Annotated in this window: 14 protein-coding genes; 10 read left to right on the top strand and 4 right to left on the bottom strand. The window is 61.1% G+C overall.

Annotated elements, in window-relative coordinates; all coding sequences use genetic code 11:
• Positions 1-55 precede the first annotated feature (55 nt).
• The 3 genes from dgcB to PSH76_RS27950 are packed head-to-tail and all read left to right on the top strand — an operon-like array spanning position 56 to position 4,000.
• The gene (gene dgcB / locus PSH76_RS27960; protein WP_305493270.1) at positions 56-1,999 is read left to right on the top strand and encodes a dimethylglycine demethylation protein DgcB; all 1,944 of its coding nucleotides are present in this window, start codon (positions 56-58) and stop codon (positions 1,997-1,999) included.
• Entirely contained in the window at positions 1,999-3,219 is a 1,221-nt protein-coding gene (locus PSH76_RS27955; RefSeq protein WP_305493269.1) for an electron transfer flavoprotein subunit alpha/FixB family protein, read from the top strand. Before dgcB ends, PSH76_RS27955 begins: the two co-directional genes overlap by 1 nt.
• Before the next feature lie 4 nt (positions 3,220-3,223).
• Entirely contained in the window at positions 3,224-4,000 is a 777-nt protein-coding gene (locus PSH76_RS27950; protein ID WP_164545343.1) for an electron transfer flavoprotein subunit beta, read from the top strand.
• Between the two features lie 746 nt (positions 4,001-4,746).
• On the opposite strand, the gene gbcA is transcribed toward PSH76_RS27950, so the two are convergent.
• On the bottom strand, positions 4,747-6,042 hold the full coding sequence (gbcA, locus tag PSH76_RS27945; protein ID WP_032894948.1) for a glycine-betaine demethylase subunit GbcA: 1,296 nt from the start codon (positions 6,040-6,042) through the stop codon (positions 4,747-4,749).
• A 282-nt stretch (positions 6,043-6,324) separates the two neighbouring features.
• Here gbcA and gbcB point away from each other — a divergent pair, with 282 nt between their 5' ends.
• On the top strand, positions 6,325-7,425 hold the full coding sequence (gene gbcB, locus PSH76_RS27940; RefSeq protein ID WP_014720237.1) for a glycine-betaine demethylase subunit GbcB: 1,101 nt from the start codon (positions 6,325-6,327) through the stop codon (positions 7,423-7,425).
• 67 nt (positions 7,426-7,492) lie between these two features.
• On the opposite strand, the gene PSH76_RS27935 is transcribed toward gbcB, so the two are convergent.
• The 3 genes from PSH76_RS27935 to PSH76_RS27925 form a co-directional block, all read right to left on the bottom strand.
• Positions 7,493-8,026 carry a transposase gene (locus tag PSH76_RS27935; protein WP_138762870.1) on the bottom strand — a complete coding sequence of 178 codons (534 nt, stop codon included), beginning with the start codon at positions 8,024-8,026 and terminating at the stop codon, positions 7,493-7,495.
• A gap of 140 nt (positions 8,027-8,166) precedes the next feature.
• On the bottom strand, positions 8,167-8,367 hold the full coding sequence (locus PSH76_RS27930) for a hypothetical protein (RefSeq protein WP_138762869.1): 201 nt from the start codon (positions 8,365-8,367) through the stop codon (positions 8,167-8,169).
• A gap of 193 nt (positions 8,368-8,560) precedes the next feature.
• Positions 8,561-9,601, bottom strand: coding sequence for a low specificity L-threonine aldolase (locus tag PSH76_RS27925; protein ID WP_032894950.1), 1,041 nt, complete (start codon positions 9,599-9,601; stop codon positions 8,561-8,563).
• A gap of 90 nt (positions 9,602-9,691) precedes the next feature.
• Between PSH76_RS27925 and PSH76_RS27920 the strand changes: the two genes are divergently transcribed.
• From PSH76_RS27920 to PSH76_RS27895, 6 genes are all read left to right on the top strand, one after another.
• Positions 9,692-10,420 carry a TraX family protein gene (locus PSH76_RS27920; RefSeq protein ID WP_032894952.1) on the top strand — a complete coding sequence of 243 codons (729 nt, stop codon included), beginning with the start codon at positions 9,692-9,694 and terminating at the stop codon, positions 10,418-10,420.
• Between the two features lie 260 nt (positions 10,421-10,680).
• A complete protein-coding gene (glyA, locus tag PSH76_RS27915; RefSeq protein WP_003194857.1) occupies positions 10,681-11,934 on the top strand; it encodes a serine hydroxymethyltransferase in 1,254 nt (417 codons plus the stop codon).
• Between the two features lie 22 nt (positions 11,935-11,956).
• On the top strand, positions 11,957-13,207 hold the full coding sequence (locus PSH76_RS27910) for a sarcosine oxidase subunit beta (RefSeq protein ID WP_003176546.1): 1,251 nt from the start codon (positions 11,957-11,959) through the stop codon (positions 13,205-13,207).
• 15 nt (positions 13,208-13,222) lie between these two features.
• Positions 13,223-13,525, top strand: a complete 303-nt coding sequence (locus PSH76_RS27905) for a sarcosine oxidase subunit delta (protein ID WP_003194855.1) — start codon at positions 13,223-13,225, stop codon at positions 13,523-13,525.
• The gene (locus tag PSH76_RS27900) at positions 13,522-16,539 is read left to right on the top strand and encodes a sarcosine oxidase subunit alpha (protein WP_305493268.1); all 3,018 of its coding nucleotides are present in this window, start codon (positions 13,522-13,524) and stop codon (positions 16,537-16,539) included. Before PSH76_RS27905 ends, PSH76_RS27900 begins: the two co-directional genes overlap by 4 nt.
• Positions 16,540-16,675: 136 nt before the next feature.
• Positions 16,676-17,308 carry a sarcosine oxidase subunit gamma gene (locus tag PSH76_RS27895; protein WP_032894956.1) on the top strand — a complete coding sequence of 211 codons (633 nt, stop codon included), beginning with the start codon at positions 16,676-16,678 and terminating at the stop codon, positions 17,306-17,308.
• Positions 17,309-17,371: the final 63 nt, after the last annotated feature.

Genomic DNA, 17,371 nt, shown 5'->3' with positions numbered 1-17,371 from the left:
TCACAGGATGCATGCCCACGCAGAGCGTGGGAACGATCTTAGTGGGAGCTTCACCATGCTGAATACCCTTCTTCCCATCCTGCTCTTTGCCGCCCTGGGCCTCGCCGTCCTCGGCGCCCTGCGCCGGGTGAACATGTGGCGCCGTGGCCGCGCATCCAAAGTCGACCTGCTGGGTGGCCTGTTGGCCATGCCCAAGCGCTACATGGTCGACCTGCACCACGTGGTCGCCCGTGACAAATACATCGCCAACACCCACGTTGCGACGGCGCTGGGCTTTGTGCTGTCGGCGCTGCTGGCGATTGCGGTGCACGGTTTCGGCCTGCAGAGCCGCATTCTTGGCTATGCACTGCTGCTGGCGTCGACATTGATGTTTGTCGGCGCGATCTTCATGTACCTGCGCCGCCGCAATCCGCCTGCGCGCCTGTCCAAAGGCCCGTGGATGCGCCTGCCCAAAAGCCTGATGGCCTTCTCGGTGAGCTTCTTCCTGGTGACCTTGCCGGTGGCCGGGATTCTGCCCGCCGACTTCGGCGGCTGGTTGCTTGCGGCATTGCTGAGCGTGGGCGTGTTGTGGGGCGTGTCCGAAATGTTCTTCGGCATGACCTGGGGCGGGCCGATGAAACACGCCTTCGCAGGTGCCCTGCACCTGGCCTGGCACCGCCGCGCCGAACGCTTTGGCGGTGGCCGCTCCACCGGTTTGAAACCGTTGGACCTGAGCGATAAAACCGCGCCGCTGGGCGTGGAAAAACCCAAGGACTTCACTTGGAACCAACTGCTCGGCTTTGACGCCTGCGTGCAGTGCGGCAAGTGCGAAGCGGCGTGCCCGGCGTTTGCCGCCGGCCAGCCACTGAACCCGAAAAAACTCATCCAGGACATGGTGGTCGGCCTGGCCGGTGGCACCGATGCCAAGTTCGCCGGCAGCCCGTACCCCGGCAAACCGGTGGGCGAACACGGCGGCAATCCGCACCAGCCGATCGTCAACGGCCTGGTGGACGCCGAGACCCTGTGGTCGTGCACCACCTGCCGCGCCTGCGTGGAAGAGTGCCCGATGATGATCGAGCACGTGGACGCCATCGTCGACATGCGTCGCCATCTCACCCTGGAAAAAGGCGCCACGCCGAACAAGGGCGCCGAAGTCCTGGAAAACCTGATCGCCACCGACAACCCTGGCGGTTTCGCTCCCGGTGGTCGTCTGAACTGGGCAGCAGACCTGAACCTGCCGTTGCTCAGCGACAATGGCAGTTGCGATGTACTGTTCTGGGTCGGCGACGGCGCCTTCGACATGCGTAACCAACGCACCCTGCGCGCGTTCGTCAAAGTGCTCAAGGCTGCCCAGGTGGACTTCGCCGTGCTTGGCCTGGAAGAACGCGACAGCGGTGACGTGGCGCGGCGCCTCGGCGATGAAGCGACCTTCCAGCTGCTGGCCACGCGCAATATCCAGACCCTGGCCAAGTACAGCTTCAAGCGCATCGTCACCTGCGACCCACACAGTTTCCATGTGCTGAAAAACGAATACGGTGCCTTCAACGGCAACTACCGGGTGCAGCACCACAGCACCTTCATGGCCGAGCTGATTGGCGAGGGCGCGCTGAACCTGGGCCAGCACAAAGGCAACAGCGTGACCTACCACGACCCGTGCTACCTGGGCCGCTACAACGGTGAATACGAGGCGCCACGCCAAGTGCTGCGGGCGTTGGGTATCGAGGTCAAGGAAATGCAACGCTCGGGCTTCCGTTCACGCTGCTGCGGTGGCGGCGGCGGCGCGCCGATCACCGACATTCCCGGTAAGCAACGTATTCCCGATATGCGCATGGACGACATCCGCGAAACCGGTGCCGAACTGGTGGCCGTGGGTTGCCCGCAATGCACCGCGATGCTGGAAGGCGTGGTCGAACCACGCCCGTTGATCAAAGACATCGCCGAGCTGGTCGCCGACGCGTTGCTTGAAGACGCCGCGCCAGCCAAAGCCCCCCTCAAGCGTGAACCTGCGGAGGTGCACTGATGAGCGACATTATCCGCCGCGACCCACGGGCCGAATGGATCGCCCGTAACCGCCTGCACCCGTTGCACGCGGCGATGCAGCCGCTGCAACACAGCTGGATGGGGCCCAACGGCGTCATTCGCAAAAACGTGCATGGTGTCGGTTTTATCGGCCCCAACGGCATCAAGCGCATCGACCGCAGCGGTGCCCAGCAGGGCGGTGCGGCCAAGCGTACCGCAGCAGTGGAAGTGCAATTGCCGCTGCATCAGGTGCCGGCCCCGGCGTTCTATATCAACGTGGTGCCGGACATGGTCGGCGGCCGCCTGAGCAGCCACGACCGCGACCTGCTTGGCCTGGCGCGCCAGTTGGCCGGCATTGACGGCGCGGTGTTGGCGGTGGTGTTCGGTGAACACAAGGAAAGCGCCTTTGCCACCGCCGGCGTCGACCGACTGCTGGTGCTGGAGGGGCATGAATTCGAAGGTTATGCACCGGAGCAACGCGTGCAGGGTTTGCGTGCTGTGGATAACCAATTCAGCCCGCGCCACTGGCTGCTGCCAGACAGCCGCAGCGGGGGAGGCGAACTGGGGCGACGTTTTGCCGCCAGCCTCAAGGAACGCCCGGCAACGCGGGTGTGGCAGATCAAGGGCGAGGAATGCATCGGCCGCGCCGGTGCCGGCCAGGAAGACCTGGCGCGACCGTTGCCCCGTCTGATCCTCGCCGCCGCCGAATGTGCCGATCCGGTCAGCGAGACCCGCCACGAAGTCTTGCCCGTGGAGTTATCCACAAGCCTGGCGCGCAGTTTGCCGCGTATCGAAGACCTCGGTGCGGTGGCGGTCGACCCGGCAGCGATTCCAATGGCCGAGGCCGAGTTCATTTTCTCCGGTGGCAACGGCGTGAAGGACTGGGCGCTGTTCCACCAGACCGCCGCGGCCCTGGGCGCCACCGAAGGCGCCTCGCGGGTAGCAGTGGACGATGGCTTCATGGCGCGTGATCGCCAGGTCGGCGCCAGCGGTACCTGGGTCACTGCGCGGGTGTACGTGGCCGTCGGGATTTCCGGGGCGATCCAGCACCTGCAAGGCATTGGTGCCTGCGACAAGGTGGTGGCAATCAACCTCGACCCGGGTTGCGACATGATCAAGCGTGCCGACCTGTCGGTGATTGGCGAAAGCGCCGCGATACTCAACGCTTTGATCGCAGCGGTCGAAACCTACCGCAACGGCGCCAAGCGCGATGCAGCCTGAGGATATGACCATGACGAACACTGTATTCAGCCTGGTGTCCATCGGCGCTCACCCCACTTCCGGACGACCACGGCGCGCCGAGCAGGACGCGCGCGCGGTCGAGCTGGGGCTGCAACTGGCTGGGGATAAGTTGCAGGTGCTGCACGCGGGTGATGTCAGCGAGCCGACCCTGCGTAGCTACCTGGGCATGGGCCTGCCGCAACTGCAGGTACTCGAACAGCCGGCCGGCGCCGATGCGTTGCCGGTGCTCAGCGAGTATCTGCGCGACGCCGGTGCCCAAGTGGTCCTGACCGGAAGCCAGGCAGAAACCGGCGAAGGTTCGGGGATGCTGCCGTTCCTGTTGGCCGAACAATTGGGCTGGCCGCTGATTGTGGGGCTGGCGCAGGTGGAGTCCATCGACGCCGGCGTAGCCCTGGTGCTGCAGGCGTTGCCTCGCGGCCAGCGGCGGCGCTTGAAGGTGCGCCTGCCGTTTCTTGCCACTGTGGATAACGCGGCGCCCAAGCCACGCCAGAGCGCCTACGGCCCGGCGCAACGGGGTGAGCTGGCGGCCCATGACGTCGAGATTGAACAGGATGAGTTATTCACAGGCGCACTGCTGCAACCGGCCAAGCCACGGCCCAAGCGCCTCAAGGTGATCAAGGCCAAGAGCGGCGCCGATCGGATGAAGGCTGCCACGGCCAAGGCCAGTGGTGGTGGGGGGCAGGTGCTCAAGGGCGTCAGCGCCGAAGAAGGCGCGCAGGCGATTCTCAAGCTTCTTGTAGAAGAGGGTGTCGTACGCTGATACCTGACCACCACCAAACCTTGTGGGAGCTGGCTTACCCACAAGGCCTGTTGATCCGCCTGTGGATAACCTGTTCGCGGTTGTCCACAAGCCCGGCGTATCAAGCTCTCCAGCCCTTTGTACGAAAACTAACCAGCCTAACTCTCGGTTTTTGCTCGGGTTTTCATCGGCTCAATGCCTCGACTTGCCCCCAAAGTCTGTTGGCGCTTTTGTGGATAAGATGTTCGCTATCCGCTACAGGCCTTATGAAACGTGGCTTTCGCAGGATTGGTTAATAATTGATCAAATCTAACTTTTTCGCGTTTTTAACTGCGGCACATCCCCGATTTATGAGGGTTTCCCAGGCTTTTCCACAACCCGGATAAAGTTGCCCCCAAAGTCTGTTGGTGCATCTGTGGATAAGGTGTTCGCTTACCGCTGAAAGCCACGCCAAACAAGGCTCTTGTAGGTTTGATCAATAAATGAACAGCTTAAGATAAAACCCGCAAGTTTAAATAAGTCACGGATTTTCTTGATTTAATTTGCGTGCACGGCGTACTTGCCCACAATTGCTGTGGGTGGCTTTGTGGATAAGTTGTTGGGTAAAGGCTGTAGGGCAGGGCGCTAACGGCTTGTAGGAGCGAGGGGGACGCCTAGTTCTTGCTCGCGAAAAACGTCAACGATAACGCGTGCTTCCTGGATAAACACGGTGCCTGTGAGTTTTTCGCGAGCAAGCTCGCTCCTACAGTGTGATCCATAGGTGTCAGTTATTCGTGTGCTGCCACACCTTTGAGGTACGGCGCCGGAGCAGCGCCCAGGTTGCTCAACATGCGCTCGCTGTACCAATCCACAAAATTCACCACGCCAAACTCATAGGTCTTGGAGTAAGGGCCAGGCTGGTAAGCGGTGGAGTTGATGCCACGTTGGTTCTCTTCGGCCAGGCGACGGTCCTGGTCGTTGGTGGCGTCCCACACCTGGCGCATGCGCTCCACGTCGTAGTCCACGCCTTCCACGGCGTCCTTGTGCACGATCCACTTGGTGGTGACCATGGTTTCCTGGGCGCTGATGGGCCACACGGTGAACACAATGATGTGGTCGCCCATGCAGTGGTTCCAGGAGTGGGGCAGGTGCAGGATGCGCATCGAGCCCAGGTCCGGGTTCTTGATGCGGCCCATAAGCTTGGCGCAGCCTTGCTTGCCATCCAGGGTCATCGACACGGTGCCCTTGAGCAGCGGCATGCGCACGATGCGGTTACGCAGGCCGAAGCTGGCGTGGGCGTAAGGGATTTTTTCGGCATCCCAGGCGGCGGCAGAAGCGGCCACGTGGTCCTTGAACGCTTGGTCGGCGCGTGGGTCGGTGACGTCGTCCCACTCCAGCAGGGTTTTCAGCAGTTCGGGGTGTGACGCGTTGCAGTGGTAGCACTCGCGGTTGTTTTCCAGCACCAGCTTCCAGTTGGCTTTTTCGAACAAGGTGGTCTGGATCGCCACCTTGGTGTTCTCCATGTCGTAGGGTTCCATGTAATGGCTGAGCGTCGACAGGAAGTCATCGATGGCCGGTGGGTTCTCGGCCAGGCTGATAAAGATGTAGCCGCCAGCGGTCTTTACGTTCACCGGCTTGAGGCCGTACTGCTTCATGTCGAAATCGGCGCCCATCTCGGTGCCGGCGAACAGCAGGCGGCCGTCCAGCTCGTAGGTCCACTGGTGGTAGTGGCAGACCAATTTGGCGACCTTGCCCTTGTCGCTGGTGCACAAGCGCGAGCCACGATGGCGGCAGACGTTGTGGAACGCATGCACCACGCCGTCGGCCCCCCGGATCACGATGATCGGGTTCTTGCCCACTTGCAGGGTCAGGTAGTTGCCCTTGGTGGGGATTTCGCAGGTCATGCCGGCGATTAACCACTCCTTCTGGAAGATCTCCTGCATGTCGATATCGAACAGCCGCTCATCAGAGTAAAACGGCTGCGGCAGCGAAAAAGTGCGCTCGCGCTCTTGCAGCATTTGCGCGGTGGCCTTGCGTGCGGGTTCCAGCGGATCGCCCAAGCTTAAGGTTGCGGTGACGTCCATCGTGTGTGTCCTCATGGCCATTCTGTGTGGCCGGCGAATAGTGGCTACGGTTGGTGCTGTGCAAGGCGTAAAGAACGCGTCTTTGTTGGGAGCGAGTGTGGGCCCGGCGTCACGTCGGACCTTATCCATGGGCGACATGGCCCAATCTGATCCCGACGCGCAAGCCCCTGTCTTTGGGGGCTGGTCGCCGTAAGTATGTGAATGTCGCAGATAGGTAAATGGGTGGTTCTCGCGTTACGCAGAATCGCCACCATAAGGCCGACGTCGGCGGTGGAGAACAACATGTCCAATAATTTCCTGAATCCGGTAACCACCCAGACCTGGGCCAATGGTCGGCACATCGTCCGTTGCGTCAAAGTCATCCAGGAAACCTGGGATGTGCGCACCTTCTGCTTTATGGCCGATCAGCCGATCCTGTTCTTTTTCAAGCCGGGGCAATTCGTCACTCTGGAGCTGGAAATCGAAGGCCAGCCGATCATGCGCTCGTACACGATTTCCAGCTCACCGTCGGTGCCTTACAGCTTTTCGGTGACCATCAAGCGTGTTCCGGGTGGCCGGGTTTCCAATTGGCTGCACGACACCTTGCACGAAGGCCAGGAGTTGGCGGTGCACGGCCCGGTCGGGCTGTTCAATGCCATCGACTTCCCAAGCCCTAAAGTGCTGTACCTCAGCGGTGGGGTTGGGATCACGCCGGTGATGTCCATGGCGCGCTGGTTCTACGACACCAACGCCAACGTCGACATGACCTTTATCCACAGCGCCCGCTCGCCCAAGGACATCATCTATCACCGCGAGCTGGAGCACATGGCGTCGCGGATCGACAACTTCAGCCTGCACCTGATCTGCGAAAAACACGGCCTGGGCGAACCCTGGGCCGGGTATCGCGGCTATCTGAACCACAAGATGCTCGAGCTGATGGTGCCGGACTTCCTCGAGCGTGAAGTGTTCTGCTGCGGCCCTACGCCGTACATGAACGCAGTGAAGCGTTTGCTGGAAGTCGCCGGTTTCGACATGACCCGTTATCACGAAGAATCCTTTGGCGCGACGCCACCGGAAGCCCGTGCCGATGCGGTGGAGCAGGCCGAGCAAGCGGCGGATGCGCCGGAGATCGACCTGGCGGACCTGCACCAAGTGGAATTTATCGCGTCGGGCAAGAGCATTCGCGTGGCGCCGGGGGAAACCGTGCACGCCGCAGCCGCCAAGCTCGGCCTGCTGATCCCCAAGGCCTGCGGCATGGGCATCTGCGGTACATGCAAGGTGATGAAGCTGGGCGGCGAAGTGGAGATGGAGCACAACGGCGGGATTACCGAAGAGGACGAAGCCGAAGGCTACATCCTGTCGTGCTGCAGTGTGCCGAAGGGTGATGTACGCATCGAATTCTGATCTGCTCGTTGGGAACGCCGCCCAGGACGCTCCGCGTCCCGTCGCAAGTGAAGGGTGACCCGGATCTTCAGAGCCACGGTTGGATGTCGATCAGGCCAGGCATACCCGCATAGTTGCGAGCGCTGGAGTAACGCCAGTGTTCAGCCAGGTCCACATAGCCTCGCTTTATGGGGTTGTGATGGATGTAATCAAGCTTCTGGCGCATGACAGCCTCGCTGTAGATCAATTGCGCATGTGAGCCTTCCTGCCACAGTTGATAAACACGATCTGTCTTGTGTGCACGCTTGCAGAAACGCAGGCGCTGCAATACCCGCTCCGCGCCTTTGCTTTGCAGGTCGTCAATGATGGTGCGAGCGGTGAAGGATTTGAATTGGCTGACGCACTTTCCCAGATCGGGCGCTTGAGCAATAAAGTGCAAGTGATTTTCCAGGATGACGTAACCAAACAAGTTTAATGCGTGGTTGCTTTGTTGATATCGCCAGCAATCCAGAAGATGGTCCACCAGATAGTTGCGGGTGAAGAGGGGGAGCCATTCCATGACAGTGCAGGTAAGGAAGTGTGGTTTTTCGGGTTCGGTGATGACATAGCGGCTTCTACCCACGTGTTCATCCTTGAGTTCGGGTGGACGCGGAGCGTCCGGGGAGGCATTCCCACGCGGAGCGTGGGAACGAGCAGCGTGTGAACGATCAACTTCTTCAGCGTCGCGTCGCAGTCTGCGACGCGAGCCTTAGGTGTTAACGCTTATTGGGCGTAGATATGAACAACAAAGTGCTGGCCTGAGGTTGTCAGTTCGTAGACTTTGTCGTAGATGGTCAGGGTTTGCGATGGCTCTTGAATGGTATCCCCGATTTTGGCGTGTTTCCTGAACTCATCCCAGTCAATGACCGTGGTGCTACTGCTGCCGCCGCTTTGCAATGTGTTGCTATTGCTTTGATATTCCATGATTAAGCTCTCCATTGATTTACCTTTGCCGCCGATTATTCGGCCGGCAGTGAAACCCGAAAGGTGGCAGATATCGCTGCGTTTTCCTTGCGGGTAACAAGAGGCTAGACAATAAAAACGAGCCGTATTGCTGTCAGAAATATCAAAAAACAGTCTCGGCGATCGGCCAGTACGGACTGGCCGAATTCGTACGTTAAGCGTTCATGACTTCCCGAATATCGGCGGCCAGTTCCCTTACACGCTCTTCCTCGGTATCCCACGCACACATGAAGCGCGCACCGCCTTTGCCGATGAAGGTGTAGAAGCGCCAGCCCTTGGCGGTCAGCGCTGCAATTGCGGGTTCCGAGAGTTGCAGGAACACGCCGTTGGCCTGTACCGGGAACATCAATTCCACGCCGGGAATATCCGCCACCAGGCTGCTCAGCAATTGCGCGCAATGGTTGGCGTGGCGTGCATGCTTGAGCCAGGCGCCATTTTCCAGCAGGCCTACCCATGGTGCAGAAAGGAAGCGCATTTTCGACGCCAACTGACCGGCCTGTTTGCAGCGGTAATCAAAGTCTTCAGCCAGTTTGTGATTGAAGAACAGGATGGCTTCACCCACCGCCATGCCGTTTTTGGTGCCGCCAAAGCACAGCACATCCACGCCGGCTTTCCAGGTCAGGTCGGCCGGTGAGCAACCCAGGAATGCACAGGCATTGGCGAAGCGTGCGCCGTCCATGTGCAGGTTCAGGCCCAGCTCCTTGCAGGTGGCGCTGATCGCGCGGATTTCTTCGGGGGTGTACACGCTGCCGACTTCGGTGGCTTGGGTCAGGGTGACCACGCGAGGCTTGGGGTAGTGGATGTCCTGACGCTTGAGGGCGATCTCGCGGATCGACTCCGGGGTCAACTTGCCGTTTTCGGTGCGGGCAACCAGCAGTTTGGAGCCGTTGGAGAAAAACTCCGGCGCGCCGCATTCGTCGGTCTCGACGTGGGCGGTTTCCGAGCAAATCACGCTATGGTAGCTCTGGCACAACGAGGACAGCGCCAGGGAGTTGGCGGCCGTACCGTTGAAAGCGAAGAACACCTCGCAGTCGGTCTCGAACAGATTGCGGAAACCGTCGGCGGCGCGGTGGGTCCATTCATCATCGCCGTAGGCGCGTTGATGGCCCTGGTTGGCTTGTTCCATGGCGGCCCAGGCTTCCGGGCAGATGCCGGAATAGTTGTCACTGGCGAATTGTTGGCTCTTGTCGGTCATGGCCCGTTCCTGTGGTCGATGTTGGTGCGCACTTTACCCAAGATTGCCGGGGGCGCGCACGCACTGTAAATGCAAAGTCGTTGGGGAATTATGCACGGTACTCAAACCCTGCCTGTCGGACCTGTCCGAGATGGCGCTTTGGATCTGCTCAAGTGGCTGGCGCTGTTGAGCATGGTGCTCGATCACCTGCGCTATGTGGGGCTGAGCCTGGATGGGCTATACGTGCCGGGGCGCTTGGCGTTTCCGTGGTTTTGCCTGGCGATTGCGGCCAATTTGCATCGGGTCCGCAATGCTCCGGTGACCGGCCATTGGCGCTACCTGGGTTGGTTGCTGCTGTTCAGCGTGATCAGCGAGGTGCCGTATCGGCTATTTATCGAGGATGTCGATACCTTGAACGTGTTGCCGACCCTGGCGCTGGGCTTGCTGGTTGCCCGAGGTTGGCAGCAACAGGCGCTTTTTGATCGAGGATTAGCGCTGATAGCACTCAGTATCGCGGCGGTGTTTGCGACACATCTGATGTTCGGCTTTTTCGGCGTGTTGCTGCCCTTGGCGATGTTGCTGGTGTTCAGTCGCCCTTGGTATTTCAGTGTGCTTCCAGGCTTGGTTTGTGTTGCTGCCAATCAATGGCAGATTCTGCTCAATAGCGGCACGCTCGTGGCGCAGCTGGGGTTGGCGGCATGTCTGATTGCGCCCGTGGCTGGGTGGGTCTTATTGCGACATGCCCGCAGCGTTGCGCCCCCGCCAATGCGCCGCTGGGCCTATGCCCTTTATCCGCTGCACTTCCTCCTGCTGCAGCTCCTTCGCACGCTCATCGCCTAACCCTCCTGTAGGAGCGAGCTTGCTCGCGAAAAACGTCAACGATTACGCGTGCTTACTGAATAAACACTGCGCCTATGAGTTTTTCGCGAGCAAGCTCGCTCCTACAAATTGTGAGGCCTGCCAATATCATTCGTTCAGTCATGTCGTAAACGCACCTTTGCGTGGCGTGCGCAGGCATTTGGCCCGCACGCGCCAGCCCTACCATCGCATCAAAGGGCCCTGCACGGGCCTCAACAATACGAAAGGCTGGGAGAGACGCGATGTTCAGCAAACAAGACCAGATCCAGGGATATGACGACGCACTGCTGGCGGCGATGAATGCCGAGGAGCAGCGCCAGGAAGATCATATCGAGCTGATCGCGTCGGAGAACTACACCAGCAAGCGCGTGATGGAAGCCCAAGGCAGCGGCCTCACCAACAAATACGCCGAAGGCTACCCGGGCAAGCGCTACTACGGTGGCTGCGAGCATGTGGACAAGGTCGAAGCCCTGGCCATTGAACGCGCCAAGCAGCTGTTCGGCGCCGATTACGCCAACGTGCAGCCGCACTCTGGTTCCTCGGCCAACAGCGCGGTGTACCTGGCGCTGATCAATGCCGGCGACACCATTCTGGGCATGAGCCTGGCCCACGGCGGTCACCTGACCCACGGCGCCAAAGTGTCGTCCTCGGGCAAGCTGTACAACGCGGTGCAATACGGCATCAACACCGACACCGGCTTGATCGACTACGACGAAGTCGAGCGCCTGGCGGTCGAGCATAAGCCGAAGATGGTTGTGGCGGGTTTCTCGGCCTACTCCAAGACCCTGGATTTCCCACGCTTCCGTCAGATCGCTGACAAAGTAGGCGCGCTGCTGTTCGTCGATATGGCCCACGTTGCCGGCCTGGTCGCCGCCGGCCTGTACCCCAACCCGCTGCCTTACGCCGACGTGGTCACCACCACCACCCACAAGACCCTGCGCGGTCCACGGGGCGGCCTGATCCTGGCCAAGGCCAACGAAGAAATCGAAAAGAAACTCAACGCCGCGGTATTCCCCGGCGCCCAGGGCGGCCCGCTGATGCACGTGATCGCTGGCAAGGCCGTGTGCTTCAAGGAAGCGCTGGAGCCCGGCTTCAAGGCTTACCAGCAGCAAGTGATCGATAACGCCCAGGCCATGGCCGAAGTGTTCATCAAGCGTGGCTACGACGTGGTCTCCGGCGGCACCGACAACCACCTGTTCCTGGTCAGCCTGATCCGCCAGGGCCTCACCGGCAAAGAGGCGGACGCCGCCCTGGGGCGCGCCCACATCACCGTCAACAAGAACGCGGTGCCAAATGACCCGCAGTCGCCGTTCGTGACCTCGGGCCTGCGCATCGGTACCCCGGCGGTGACCACCCGTGGCTTCAAAGTGCCGCAGTGCGTCGAGCTGGCCGGCTGGATCTGCGACATCCTCGACAACCTCGGCGACGCCGATGTCGAGGCCAACGTGGCCAAGCACGTGTCTGCCCTGTGCGCTGATTTCCCGGTTTATCGCTGAGCGCGGTTTTGGAGTAATGACTATGCAACGCTACTCAGGCTTCGGCCTCTTCAAGCACTCCCTCAGCCATCACGAAAACTGGCAGAAGATGTGGCGCACGCCGACCCCTAAAAAGGTCTATGACGTGGTGATCGTCGGCGGTGGCGGGCATGGTCTGGCGACCGCCTACTACCTGGCCAAGGAGCACGGCATCACCAACGTGGCCGTGGTCGAAAAAGGCTGGCTGGGCGGCGGTAACACCGCGCGCAACACCACCATCGTGCGTTCCAACTACCTGTGGGACGAGTCGGCGCACCTGTACGAACACGCCATGAAACTCTGGGAAGGTTTGTCCCAGGACCTGAACTACAACGTGATGTTCTCCCAGCGCGGCGTGTACAACCTGTGCCACACCCTGCAGGACATCCGTGATTCCGAGCGCCGTGTGAGCGCCAACCGCCTCAACGGCGTAGACGGCGAACTGCTGAATGCCCAGCAAGTGGCCGACGAAATCCCGTACCTGGATTGCTCCAAGAACACCCGTTACCCCGTGCTCGGTGCCACCGTGCAACGGCGCGGCGGCGTGGCCCGTCACGATGCCGTGGCCTGGGGCTTTGCCCGCGCTGCCGACGCCTTGGGCGTGGACTTGATCCAGCAGACCGAAGTGATCGGTTTTCGCAAGGAAAACGGCGTGTGCATCGGTGTGGAAACCAACAAGGGCTTTATCGGCGCCAAGCGCGTCGGTGTGGTCACAGCCGGTAACTCCGGGCACATGGCTTCGCTGGCGGGCTTTCGCCTGCCGATCGAATCCCACCCGCTGCAAGCTCTGGTGTCGGAGCCGATCAAGCCGATTATCGACAGCGTGATCATGTCCAACGCCGTGCACGGCTACATCAGCCAGTCCGACAAGGGCGACCTGGTGATCGGCGCCGGTATCGACGGCTACAACGGCTACGGCCAGCGCGGCTCGTACCCGGTGATCGAGCACACCATCCAGGCCATCGTCGAGATGTTCCCGGTGCTGTCACGGGTGCGTATGAACCGCCAGTGGGGCGGCATCGTCGACACCACTCCGGACGCCTGCCCGATCATTTCCAAGACCCCAGTGCCGAACATGTTCTTCAACTGCGGTTGGGGTACGGGCGGCTTCAAGGCCACCCCAGGCTCAGGCAACGTGTTTGCCGCCAGCCTGGCCAAGGGTGAAATGCACCCGCTGGCCGCGCCTTTTTCCATCGACCGTTTCCACAACGGTGCGCTGATCGACGAACACGGCGCTGCGGCCGTCGCCCACTAACAGGAGAAATTCCCTATGTTGCATATCTTCTGTCCTCACTGTGGCGAACTGCGCTCCGAAGAGGAATTCCACGCGTCCGGCCAAGCGCACATCCCGCGCCCGCTGGACCCGAATGCCTGCACCGACGAGCAGTGGGGCGACTACATGTTCTTTCGCGATAACCCACGCGGGCTGCACCACGAACTGTGGATCCATGCCGCCGGTTGCCGCCAGTATTTCAACGCCACCCGCGACACTGTGACCTACGAAATTCTTGAAACCTACAAGATCGGTGAGAAGCCTCAGTTCACCGCCAAGGCCTCTGGAGAGAAGGTATGAGCCAGATCAATCGCCTGTCCAACGGTGGCCGCATCGACCGTAATAAAGTCCTGACGTTTACGTTCAACGGTCAGAGCTACAAAGGCTTTGAAGGCGACACCCTGGCCGCAGCCCTGCTGGCCAACGGCGTCGATATCATTGGCCGCAGCTTCAAGTACTCGCGCCCACGGGGCATCTTTGCCGCAGGCGCCGAAGAGCCGAACGCGGTGCTGCAGATCGGCGCCACCGAAGCCACGCAGATCCCCAACGTGCGCGCCACCCAACAGGCGCTGTACCAGGGCTTGGTCGCCACCAGCACCAACGGCTGGCCGAGCGTGAACAACGACATGATGGGCATTCTCGGCAAGGTCGGCGGCAAGCTGATGCCGCCGGGCTTCTACTACAAAACCTTCATGTACCCGCAATCGTTCTGGATGACCTACGAGAAGTACATCCGCAAGGCGGCGGGCCTTGGCCGTTCGCCCACCGAGAACGATCCGGACACCTACGACAACTTCAACCGTCATTGCGATGTGCTGGTGGTCGGTGCAGGCCCATCCGGCCTGGCAGCGGCACTGGCGGCGGCGCGCAGCGGTGCCCGTGTGATCATCGCCGACGAGCAAGAGGAATTTGGTGGCTCGCTGCTCGATTCCCGTGAAAGCCTCGACGGCAAGCCCGCCACTGAATGGGTCGCCAGCGTCATTGCCGAATTGAAAGCCCTGCCGGACGTGGTGCTGCTGCCCCGCGCCACCGTCAACGGCTACCACGACCATAATTTCCTGACCATTCACGAACGCCTGACCGACCACCTGGGTGACCGTGCGCCGATTGGCGTGGTGCGTCAGCGTATCCACCGCGTACGTGCCAAGCGTGTGGTGCTGGCTACCGGTGCGTGCGAGCGTCCGCTGGTGTACGGCAACAACGATGTGCCGGGCAATATGCTCGCGGGTGCGGTGTCTACCTACGTGCGTCGCTACGGCGTGGCACCGGGTAAAAAGCTGCTACTGTCGACCAACAACGACCATGCCTATCGCGTAGCGCTGGACTGGTTCGATGCGGGCCTCACCGTTGTCGCGGTGGCCGATGCGCGTCACAACCCACGCGGGGCACTGGTTGAAGAAGCCCGTGCCAAAGGCATTCGCATCCTCACCGGCAGCGCCGTGATCGAAGCCCGTGGCAGCAAGCACGTGACCGGTGCCCGCGTGGCGGCCATCGACGTCAAGGCGCATAAAGTCACCAGCCCCGGCGAGTGGCTGGACTGTGACCTGGTCGCCAGCTCCGGCGGTTACAGCCCGGTGGTGCACCTGGCCTCGCACCTGGGCGGCAAGCCGACCTGGCGTGAAGATATCCTCGGTTTTGTACCGGGCGAAGCTCCACAAAAACGCGTGTGCGTGGGCGGCATCAACGGTGTCTACGGCCTTGGCGATTCCCTCGCCGATGGCTTTGAAGGTGGCGTGCGTGCGGCCAGCGAAGCCGGTTTTGCCCCGGTTGAAGGCACGCTGCCAAAAGCCTTGAGCCGTCTTGAAGAACCAACCCTGGCGCTGTTCCAGGTGCCCCACGAAAAAGCCACTGCACGGGCGCCAAAGCAATTTGTCGACCTGCAAAACGACGTGACCGCCGCCGCCATCGAACTGGCCACTCGCGAAGGTTTCGAGTCGGTGGAGCACGTCAAGCGCTACACCGCGTTGGGCTTTGGCACCGACCAGGGCAAGCTGGGTAACGTCAACGGCCTGGCCATCGCCGCCCGTTCGCTGAACGTGACCATCCCGCAGATGGGCACCACCATGTTCCGTCCCAACTACACGCCGGTGACATTCGGCGCCGTAGCGGGCCGTCACTGTGGGCACATTTTCGAACCGGTGCGCTACACCGCTCTGCAAGCCTGGCACGTGAAGAACGGCGCCGAGTTTGAAGACGTCGGCCAGTGGAAACGCCCGTGGTATTTCCCGCGTAACGGTGAAGATCTGCACGCCGCAGTGAAGCGCGAATGCCTGGCGGTGCGTGACAGCGTCGGCCTGCTGGACGCGTCCACCCTCGGCAAGATCGACATTCAAGGCCCGGATGCCCGCGAGTTCCTCAACCGTATCTACAGCAACGCCTGGACCAAGCTCGACGTGGGCAAGGCGCGCTACGGCCTGATGTGCAAGGAAGATGGCATGGTCTTCGACGACGGCGTGACTGCCTGTCTGGCCGACAACCACTTCCTGATGACCACCACCACTGGCGGCGCCGCCCGCGTGTTGCAGTGGCTGGAAATCTACCAGCAGACCGAATGGCCGGACCTCAAGGTGTACTTCACCTCGGTCACCGACCATTGGGCAACCATGACCCTGTCGGGCCCCAACAGCCGTAAGCTGCTGGCGGAAGTCACCGACATCGACCTGGACAAGGACGGCTTCCCGTTCATGACCTGGAAAGAAGGCCTGGTGGGCGGCGTGCCGGCGCGGGTGTTCCGTATCTCGTTTACCGGTGAGCTGTCGTACGAAGTCAACGTGCAGGCCGACTACGCCATGGGCGTGCTGGAAAAAATCGTCGAGGCCGGCAAAAAGTACAACCTGACCCCGTACGGCACCGAGACCATGCACGTACTGCGCGCCGAGAAGGGCTTCATCATCGTCGGGCAAGACACCGACGGCTCGATGACCCCGGATGACCTGAACATGGGCTGGTGCGTTGGCCGTACCAAACCGTTCTCGTGGATCGGCTGGCGTGGGATGAACCGTGAAGACTGCGTGCGCGAAGAGCGCAAGCAATTGGTGGGGCTCAAGCCGATTGATCCGAACGTGTGGCTGCCGGAAGGCGCGCAGTTGGTGTTCGATCCGAAGCAGAGGATCCCGATGAAGATGGTGGGTCACGTTACCTCAAGTTATGCACATAACTCCCTGGGCTATTCGTTTGCCATGGGTGTGGTGAAGGGCGGCTTGAAGCGCATCGGCGAGCGGGTGTTCTCGCCGCAAGCGGATGGCAGCGTGATCGAGGCCGAGATTGTTTCATCGGTGTTCTTTGACCCGAAAGGCGATCGCCAGAACATCTGACACCTGATCGTTCCCACGCTCCGCGTGGGAATGCATTCCGGGGCGCTCTGCGCCCCAAGAGCGGACGCTGAGCGTCCATGGCGGCATCCCCACGCAGAGCGTGGGAACGATCAACAGAATTCAGAACAGGTGCTTTATGACAGCAGCCAATGTTTACCAACAACGCCCCACCACCGGTGCCAAGGCCGAGTCGTCGCTGCACCATGCCGACCTCGCCAGCCTGGTGGGCAAGGGCCGCAAGAATGCCGGCGTGACCGTGCGTGAAAAGAAACTCCTCGGCCACCTGACCATCCGTGGCGATGGCCATGACGCCGCCTTCGCCGCTGGCGTACACAAGGCCGTCGGCATTGAACTGCCCGGCCCCCTGAGCGTGGTCTTCAAGGGTGAAACCAGCCTGCAGTGGCTCGGCCCGGATGAGTGGCTGTTGATCGTGCCGAGCGGTGAAGAATTTGCCGCCGAGCAAAACCTGCGCGCTGCCCTGGGCGACCTGCATATCCAGATCGTCAACGTCAGCGGCGGCCAGCAGATTCTCGAACTGAGCGGCCCGAATGTGCGCGATGTGCTGATGAAGTCCACCAGCTACGACGTGCACCCCAACAACTTCCCGGTCGGCAAGGCCGTGGGTACGGTGTTCGCCAAGTCGCAACTGGTGATCCGTCATACCAGCGAGGACACCTGGGAACTGCTGATCCGTCGCAGCTTCTCGGATTACTGGTGGTTGTGGTTGCAGGATGCCTCGGCCGAATTCGGCCTGAATGTTGTCGCATGATGATCATTCCCACGCTCCGCGTGGGAATGCATACCGGGACGCTCTGCGTCCCAAAAGCGGACG

Origin of the sequence: Pseudomonas sp. FP215, assembly GCF_030687795.1 — a bacterium.
Lineage (GTDB): Bacteria > Pseudomonadota > Gammaproteobacteria > Pseudomonadales > Pseudomonadaceae > Aquipseudomonas > Aquipseudomonas salmasensis.
Note: the sequence above shows the minus strand (reverse complement) of the source record. Positions and strands in the feature narration are given on the sequence as shown.

What these genes read in the sequence shown, in the direction of transcription:
- gbcB (WP_014720237.1), top strand. Translation starts at nt 6,325, where the DNA reads ATGTCCAATAATTTCCTGAATCCGGTAACCACCCAGACCTGGGCCAAT.
- PSH76_RS27910 (WP_003176546.1), top strand. Translation starts at nt 11,957, where the DNA reads ATGCAACGCTACTCAGGCTTCGGCCTCTTCAAGCACTCCCTCAGCCAT.
- PSH76_RS27950 (WP_164545343.1), top strand. Translation starts at nt 3,224, where the DNA reads ATGACCATGACGAACACTGTATTCAGCCTGGTGTCCATCGGCGCTCAC.
- PSH76_RS27920 (WP_032894952.1), top strand. Translation starts at nt 9,692, where the DNA reads ATGCACGGTACTCAAACCCTGCCTGTCGGACCTGTCCGAGATGGCGCT.
- PSH76_RS27905 (WP_003194855.1), top strand. Translation starts at nt 13,223, where the DNA reads ATGTTGCATATCTTCTGTCCTCACTGTGGCGAACTGCGCTCCGAAGAG.
- glyA (WP_003194857.1), top strand. Translation starts at nt 10,681, where the DNA reads ATGTTCAGCAAACAAGACCAGATCCAGGGATATGACGACGCACTGCTG.
- PSH76_RS27930 (WP_138762869.1), bottom strand. Translation starts at nt 8,367, where the DNA reads ATGGAATATCAAAGCAATAGCAACACATTGCAAAGCGGCGGCAGCAGT.
- PSH76_RS27925 (WP_032894950.1), bottom strand. Translation starts at nt 9,601, where the DNA reads ATGACCGACAAGAGCCAACAATTCGCCAGTGACAACTATTCCGGCATC.
- dgcB (WP_305493270.1), top strand. Translation starts at nt 56, where the DNA reads ATGCTGAATACCCTTCTTCCCATCCTGCTCTTTGCCGCCCTGGGCCTC.
- PSH76_RS27900 (WP_305493268.1), top strand. Translation starts at nt 13,522, where the DNA reads ATGAGCCAGATCAATCGCCTGTCCAACGGTGGCCGCATCGACCGTAAT.
- PSH76_RS27955 (WP_305493269.1), top strand. Translation starts at nt 1,999, where the DNA reads ATGAGCGACATTATCCGCCGCGACCCACGGGCCGAATGGATCGCCCGT.
- gbcA (WP_032894948.1), bottom strand. Translation starts at nt 6,042, where the DNA reads ATGGACGTCACCGCAACCTTAAGCTTGGGCGATCCGCTGGAACCCGCA.
- PSH76_RS27895 (WP_032894956.1), top strand. Translation starts at nt 16,676, where the DNA reads ATGACAGCAGCCAATGTTTACCAACAACGCCCCACCACCGGTGCCAAG.